The sequence below is a fragment of the Streptomyces sp. NPDC006450 genome, from assembly GCF_040612195.1.
Taxonomy (GTDB): Bacteria; Actinomycetota; Actinomycetes; order Streptomycetales; family Streptomycetaceae; genus Streptomyces.
Genome location: NZ_JBEXPT010000207.1, coordinates 1 through 6,364, shown reverse-complemented (window position 1 = coordinate 6,364; position 6,364 = coordinate 1). Strand labels below are relative to the sequence as shown.

Annotated in this window: 6 protein-coding genes and 1 pseudogene; 3 read left to right on the top strand and 4 right to left on the bottom strand. The window is 73.4% G+C overall.

Annotated elements, in window-relative coordinates; genetic code table 11:
* Nucleotides 1–166 precede the first annotated feature (166 nt).
* The 3 genes from ABZY57_RS31675 to ABZY57_RS31665 all read left to right on the top strand — a co-directional run bounded on the left by ABZY57_RS31675 (nucleotide 167) and on the right by ABZY57_RS31665 (nucleotide 2,463).
* Nucleotides 167–652 (top strand): hypothetical protein, encoded by a 486-nt coding sequence (locus ABZY57_RS31675; RefSeq protein WP_356517823.1) that lies wholly within the window; start codon nucleotides 167–169, stop codon nucleotides 650–652.
* A gap of 116 nt (nucleotides 653–768) precedes the next feature.
* The gene (locus tag ABZY57_RS31670) at nucleotides 769–1,338 is read left to right on the top strand and encodes a hypothetical protein (protein ID WP_356517821.1); all 570 of its coding nucleotides are present in this window, start codon (nucleotides 769–771) and stop codon (nucleotides 1,336–1,338) included.
* Nucleotides 1,339–1,440: 102 nt separating this feature from the next.
* The gene (locus ABZY57_RS31665; RefSeq protein ID WP_356517819.1) at nucleotides 1,441–2,463 is read left to right on the top strand and encodes a serine/threonine-protein kinase; all 1,023 of its coding nucleotides are present in this window, start codon (nucleotides 1,441–1,443) and stop codon (nucleotides 2,461–2,463) included.
* Here ABZY57_RS31665 and ABZY57_RS31660 read toward each other — a convergent pair.
* The 4 genes and pseudogenes from ABZY57_RS31660 to ABZY57_RS31645 all read right to left on the bottom strand — a co-directional run.
* Complete coding sequence (locus ABZY57_RS31660; protein ID WP_356517817.1) at nucleotides 2,414–2,644, bottom strand: helix-turn-helix transcriptional regulator; 231 nt, start codon at nucleotides 2,642–2,644, stop codon at nucleotides 2,414–2,416. The two genes, ABZY57_RS31665 and ABZY57_RS31660, sit on opposite strands and share 50 nt — an antisense overlap.
* Nucleotides 2,645–2,880: 236 nt before the next feature.
* Nucleotides 2,881–5,358: a SpoIIE family protein phosphatase gene (locus tag ABZY57_RS31655; RefSeq protein WP_356517815.1), complete on the bottom strand. Its 2,478-nt coding sequence runs from the start codon at nucleotides 5,356–5,358 to the stop codon at nucleotides 2,881–2,883.
* 82 nt (nucleotides 5,359–5,440) lie between these two features.
* On the bottom strand, nucleotides 5,441–6,094 hold the full coding sequence (locus tag ABZY57_RS31650) for a 4'-phosphopantetheinyl transferase superfamily protein (protein WP_356517813.1): 654 nt from the start codon (nucleotides 6,092–6,094) through the stop codon (nucleotides 5,441–5,443).
* Between the two features lie 23 nt (nucleotides 6,095–6,117).
* A pseudogene (locus ABZY57_RS31645) lies at nucleotides 6,118–6,364 on the bottom strand (2-oxoglutarate dehydrogenase, E2 component, dihydrolipoamide succinyltransferase); the annotation flags it as partial.

Genomic DNA, 6,364 nt, shown 5'->3' with positions numbered 1-6,364 from the left:
CGGGGGGGGGGGGGGGGGCGGGTCCCTGCTCCTTTTTCGCCCCCCGATTCCCCTCGTGCGCGCGCGGGGGGGGGTGGCTTCCGGGCCCCCCACCCCCACCCCACCCGCTTCACCCCCACCCCCTTCCTCATCAGCGACACCGTGCTCACGGAAACGGAGAACCCCCATGTTCACGAGCCCCTGGCAGCGTCCGCTCATCCTGGCGGCGGCCTCCCTGGCTTTCGTCACCGGTACGGCGTGCGCCGCGCAAGCGTCGCAGTCCCACACCCCCGCAAGCTCCGTTTCCTCCGTCATGACCGGATCGCCCGCCCACTGCGGGTTCGGCGGTGAAGGCGGCGAGGGCGGCAAGGGCGGCGAGGGCGGCAAGGGCGGGGAACCCGGCAAGCCCGGTGAGCCCGGCAAGCCCGGACGGGCCGGCTGCTTCCGGTTCGACGACCTGCCGGACAAGCCGAAGTCTGAGCTGACGATGGTGGACAAGGTGCGCATCGTGGTGACCCTGCTGGCCGACGACTCCGACGCGACGAAGGAGAAGATCGCCAAGAAGTACGAGATCTCGACCGAACAGATCGACACCTGGAAGAAGAACTACCTCGAAGGCGACTGGTTCGCCCTGATGGGAAGCAGCTCCCCCTTCTCCCCCCTCTCCACGTGACGAACGGGCCCGTCCGGCCGGTGGCCGACGGGCCCCTTTCCACCCCGATTCCTCATCACATCTCCCGCACCACACTCCCCGCACCCTTTCCCCGCATCATCGGCAAGGAGAATCCCATGCGTGTGCGTTCCTGGAAGTTCCGTATTGGTCTGGTCGTCTCGTCGACGTTGATCGGTGCCGGTGCGATGGCGCCCTCGGCCATGGCGGCTCCGGCATCCACGGTCCAGTCGGCCCCGGTGTCCAGCGGCTGGCAGGGCGGGTACGACTCCGGTGGCGGTGACACCAGAACGGGCACGAGCCGGCTCGCCGGCAAGGTCAAGGTGGGCAACGGCAGCGTCCGCGTAGGGGACAAGGTGTGCGCGGGCAACTGCAACGGAACGGTCAACGGCACCAACGGGGGCAACGGCGGGATCTGCGCCGGACTGTGCAACGGCAGCGCCAACGGCGGCAACGGCACCCAGGGCCGGCCTTCCGGCGACGGCACGAAGGGCGGCAACGGCGGAATCTGCGCCGGAGTCTGCAACGGCAGCGTGAACGGCGGAAACGGGGGCAACGGCGGCAACGCGGCCCCCGGCGGCGACGGAGGCAACGGAGGCAAGGGCGGCAACGGCGGCATCTGTGTCGGCGTCGGCTGCGAGAGCAGCGGCCGCGGCGGCAACGGCGGGGCCGGCGGTGACGACGACTGACCACCGGGCCGAGGCCCGGGCACATCCCCCGTGGGGCGAGCGCCGCTCGCCCCACGGGCGTGCGTGTGGATCACTGGATAGACTTGCCGCGGGAGGCGCCTGATGGGCACGGCAGCGAACCGCGGCCTCTATACGGGCCGAGCCTCCGGTCTGATCGGGAGGCAGATCGCCGGCTACCGGATCGAGCGGATCATCGGCCGGGGCGGCATGGCCGTCGTCTACCAGGCGAAGGACCTGCGCCTGGACCGCACGGTCGCGCTCAAGCTGATCGCCCCGGAGCGCGTCCGGGACGAGGTCTTCCGGCGCCGCTTCGCCCACGAGTCCCGGGTCGCCGCGAGGATCGACCACCCGCACATCGTCCCCGTCTTCGAAGCCGGGGAGACCGACGGGGTCCTCTACATCGCGATGCGGTACGTCGCCGGGCTGGACCTGCGGGGCCTGCTGGACCGGGACGGACCGCTGCCCGTCCCGACCGCGCTGCGCATCGCCGCCCAGGTGGCATCCGCGCTCGACGCCGCCCACGAGCACGATCTCGTGCACCGGGACGTCAAGCCCGCCAACATCCTGGTCGCCGAGGGCACCGACAGCGACCACCCGGAGCACATCTACCTCACGGATTTCGGCCTGACGAAGAGATCACTGGCGCTCACCGGCTTCACCACGGCGGGCGAGTTCGTCGGCACCATCGACTACATGGCGCCGGAACAGATCTCCGGGCGCCCGGTCGACGGCCGGTGCGATGTGTACAGCCTCGGCTGTGTCGTCTACGAGTCCCTCGCCGGCGGGCCGCCCTTCGTCCGGGACGACGCCCCGGCGCTGCTGTGGGCGCACCAATACGACAAGCCGCCTCCCCTGACGGAGAAGCGGCCCGATATCGTGCCGGCGGCCGGCGATGTACTGGCGAAGGCTCTGGCGAAGATCCCGGAGGACCGTTACGACTCCTGCCTGGAGTTCGTGGCGGCGCTCCGTGCCGCGGCCGCCCCCGTGGTGGCCCGACGGGCCGGTCCGCCGCCTCCCGGGAATCCGGGGAGCGGCGAGCCGCCGCGGGAGCCCCCGGACTGGGCGCGGCCGGTGTTCACAGGCCCAGGGAGATGGCCAGGCGGGTCAGCTCCGCCGTGGTGTTGATGCCCAGCTTGGCGCGGATGCGGCGCAGGTAGGCGTCGACCGTGTGCTTGGAGAGTCCCATCGAGCGGGCCGTCTGCACGTAGGTGCACCCGGCGGCGATGTGGCGCAGCGCTTCCTGCTCACGGGGGGCCAGTGCGACTGCGGGGGCTTCGGTGTGCGGCATGACGAGTGTGAGGCTCATGGGACTTCCTCCGACACATCGGCTCGGTCATCACGGGCTGCTCGCACCTTTGGAAGCAGAGGACATGTCCACGAATGTGAATGTATGTCCGTGTTAAAGAGCCTGTCGGTGGGAGTTCATGAGCCTGTCCGTCGTCTGTCACGAGCGTGTCACAGGGAAGGGGAGGAGGTCCTCACCAGGCGCGCACAAGGTCCTCGGCCAGAAGGATTTCCGGGGCCCGGGTCGCCAGGTGGCGCTCAGGACCCGACGAGGGACTGCTCGGCCCAGATGGTCTTGCCGGAGAGCGTGTGCCGGGTGCCCCAGCGCTGGGTGAGCTGCGCGACCAGCAGCAGGCCGCGCCCGCCCTCGTCGAAGATCCGGGCACGCCGCATGTGCGGGGCGGTACCGCTGGAGTCCGACACCTCGCAGATCAGATGGGCGCCCTCGTGGATCAGCCGTAGCTGTACGGGCGACTCGCCGTAGCGGATGGCGTTGGTGACCAGCTCGCTGACCACGAGCTCGGTGACGAAGGCGGCCTCGTCGAGCCCCCAGGCGGTCAGCTGGTCGGTGGCGTTGCGGCGGGCCTGGCCGACGAAGGAGGGGTCGGACGGCAGGTCCCAGACGGCGACCTTGTCGGTGTGCAGGCCCCGGGTCCGGGCGACGAGCAGGGCCACGTCGTCATCGGGACGGTGGGTCAGCAGAGCCGTCAGCACCCGGTCGCAGACGGTGTCCAGCGTGGAGGCGGGCTGGATCAGGGCCGCGAGCATGGTGTCCAGGGCCTCGTCGATGTCGTGGTCGCGGGCCTGCAGGAGGCCGTCGGTGTACAGCGTGAGGAGGCTGCCCTCGGGAAGTTCGACCTCGACGGTCTCGAAGGGCAGGCCTCCCAGGCCCAGCGGCGGCCCCGCCGGGACGTCGAGGAGGTACGCGGAGCCCTCGGGGGAGACCACCGCGGGCGGGGGATGACCGGCCCGGGCGGCGGTGCACCGGCGGGTCACCGGGTCGTACACCACGTACAGGCAGGTGGTGCCGATGCCCCCGGCCGCTTCCCCGCCCGTCTCGTCGGCCGACAAGTGGATGATCAGGTCGTCGAGGTGGGTGAGCAGCTCGTCGGGAGGCAGGTCGACATCGGCCAGGGTGCGCACCGCGGTCCGCAGCCGGCCCATGGTGGCGGAGGCGCGCATGCCGTGGCCGACGACATCGCCCACCACCAGGGCCACCCGGGCTCCGGACAACGGGATCACGTCGAACCAGTCGCCACCCACACCGGCCTCACCGGCCGCGGGCAGATAGCGGGAGGCGATCTCCAGCGCCGACTGCGCGGGCAGCGTGTGGGGGAGCAGGCTGCGCTGCAGCGTCATGGTGGTGGTGTGCTCCCGGGAGGTCCGGCGCGCCCGGTGGATGGTGGTGGCCGCCCTGGCCGTGAGTTCCTCGGCCAGCCGCAGATCCTCCAGGTCGAAGGGCTCCCGGTGCTGGTGACGGCCGAAGACGGCCAGGCCGAGGGTGATCCCGCCGTCGCGCAGCGGCACCAGCATCAGCGAATGGGTCCCGAACTCGCTGATCCAGCGGGCCCCGGCATCCTGCGCGACCCAGCGGGCCACGGCCGGGTCGGCGGTCCCGTACACGGCGCCCCGCCCTGCGGCCATGCACTCGGCAGGGGGCGACAGCGGCGGGTAGACGGTCGTCTCCCCGACCGCGAACCGGGACTCCTGACTCCCGCCGTGGACCGACCGTACGGCGCTGCGGGACACCGTGAGCGCCCCCGTCCCGGGGCTCCGGGCAGGGGCCTCACCGCGGGCGGACGGTTCCAGCAGGTCGACGACCGCGAAGTCGGCGAGCCGGGGGACGGACGCGTCGGCCAGTTCCTGCGCGGTGCGGGCACTGTCCGGGGCGGTGGTGATGCGGGCGGCGTCGAGGTCCGGCGGGAGCGCCTGCCGCGTGGGGGTGTCACCCGTGGGCTTGTCGTGCGCGGTCAGGTACACGCCCCGCACCCGACCGTCCGGACCCGGTACGGGGGCCAGCGTGGTCGCCCAGTCGTGCGCCGGGCCCGCGCCCGGCGGCCGGATGAAACCGTCCACGGACTGCGGCTCACCCGTCTCCAGCACCCGGCGCATCCCCCGCTCGGTCTCCTCGCTCACCGGGTCGGGGGCGATCTCCGACAGGCGCAGCCCGCGCATCTCGGCCTCCGTGAGGCAGAGCGCACGGTGCATGCCGGCGTTCGCCCGCACCAGCCGCAGGTCCTCGTCGAAGATCGCGAGGACACAGGGGGAGCGGTCGAAGGCCCATTCCCCCAGGGGTCCGTTCCAGGATGCGTCCGCCGCTCCCACCACGGCGGACACCACGAACCACTCGACCGCCCCGCCGTCGGCCGTCCTGCGGTGCGCGAGGAGTCCCGTGTCCAGCCGGCGGCCGTCCCGGTGGCGCAGCGGCACGGTGCCGCTCCACCGCTCCTGCCCGGGGGCGACCGGCCGCGCCGCAGTGCCCGTACCACCCGATTCATCCGATCCACCCGATCCACCCGATGCGGCGGGCTGGTCGGGCCGGTCCGCGAGCAGATCCGCGGCGGGCAGCCCCACGACCTCCGAGGGCACGTAGCCGAGCAGGCGGCGGGCGTCCTCGCTCCACCCGGTCACGATGCCCTGCTCGCTGACGGTGGCCGTGGCCGTGTACGCCGCCCCCGGGGAGGCGTGCGTCGTCCGGGCCGGCCGCTCACCGGGAGGGGGGGGAAGTTGCTCCATCGCCGCTCATCTCGCCTTCGCTGGCCAGGGGCTCCACTGACCAGCATGAGACGGCGCGGCAAGGAGCACCAACGCAGTGCCGTCACGCGCCCGGGTGTGCGAGGACGAGCGCCAGGACCGTTTCCCCCGCCCGCCACACCACCGCGCGCCGCCGCCCGCCGAGGAGGGGCGGCCACATGCCCAGGATCTCCACGCGGCGCGGAGCGGCGCCGAAGATCCCGCTCCGGTCGGCCTTGACCGCGGCCTCCTTCAGGGCCCAGGCGGCGGCCAGGACCTCGGGCCGGTCGGCGACGAGGAGGGAGAGCTCCCCGGGCGTCAGGACCTGGTCCGCGACCCGGCGCACCGCGTCGGCCGAGGCGGTCTCGCACAGGTCCACTCCGACCGGTTGCGGCGCGAGGGCGGCGGCGACCTGGTGGGTGGTGTGGCTGATGGAGAGGTGCAGGTCCGGCAGCGGATCGCCGCCGACCAGGACGTACGGGCTGCCGTCCGCGCGGGGCAGGACCTCCACCTCCCGCTCCGGGGCGCCGACGGCCTCGTGGACCAGCCGCTTGGCGAGCAGCCGGCCCGCCGTCCACTCGGCCTGCCGCCAGGCCGGCAGTGCGTGGACCACGCGCCGCTCGGCGGGTGAGAGGAAGGGAGCCCGGCCGAGGTCGCCGCGCCGGGCCGCGAGGAGGACGGCGCCGCCCCAGCGGTGGAGGCGACCCGGTGCGATCGGCGGGAAGGCGACGGCGTGCATGGCGGCGGCGGGCCGGGCGCGGCTCAGGCGGCCCGGGCCGCGTCGCCGTCGCCGTCGCCGTCGCCGTCGGCGGCCTCGGCCGCGGGAACGGGAACGGCCGGGGCAGGCGTCGGGGCCGCCGGGGAGGCCGGGCAGAAGGGGGCGGCGCAGGCAGCGCCCTCCGGCGGGACGGCGACCGGTGCGGCTGGGCGCGGTACGGCACGGCCCGGTACCGCAGGGCTCGGTGCGGCGGGGGCCGGTACGGCGGGCGGGGTGGGTGCGGGCTCGTGC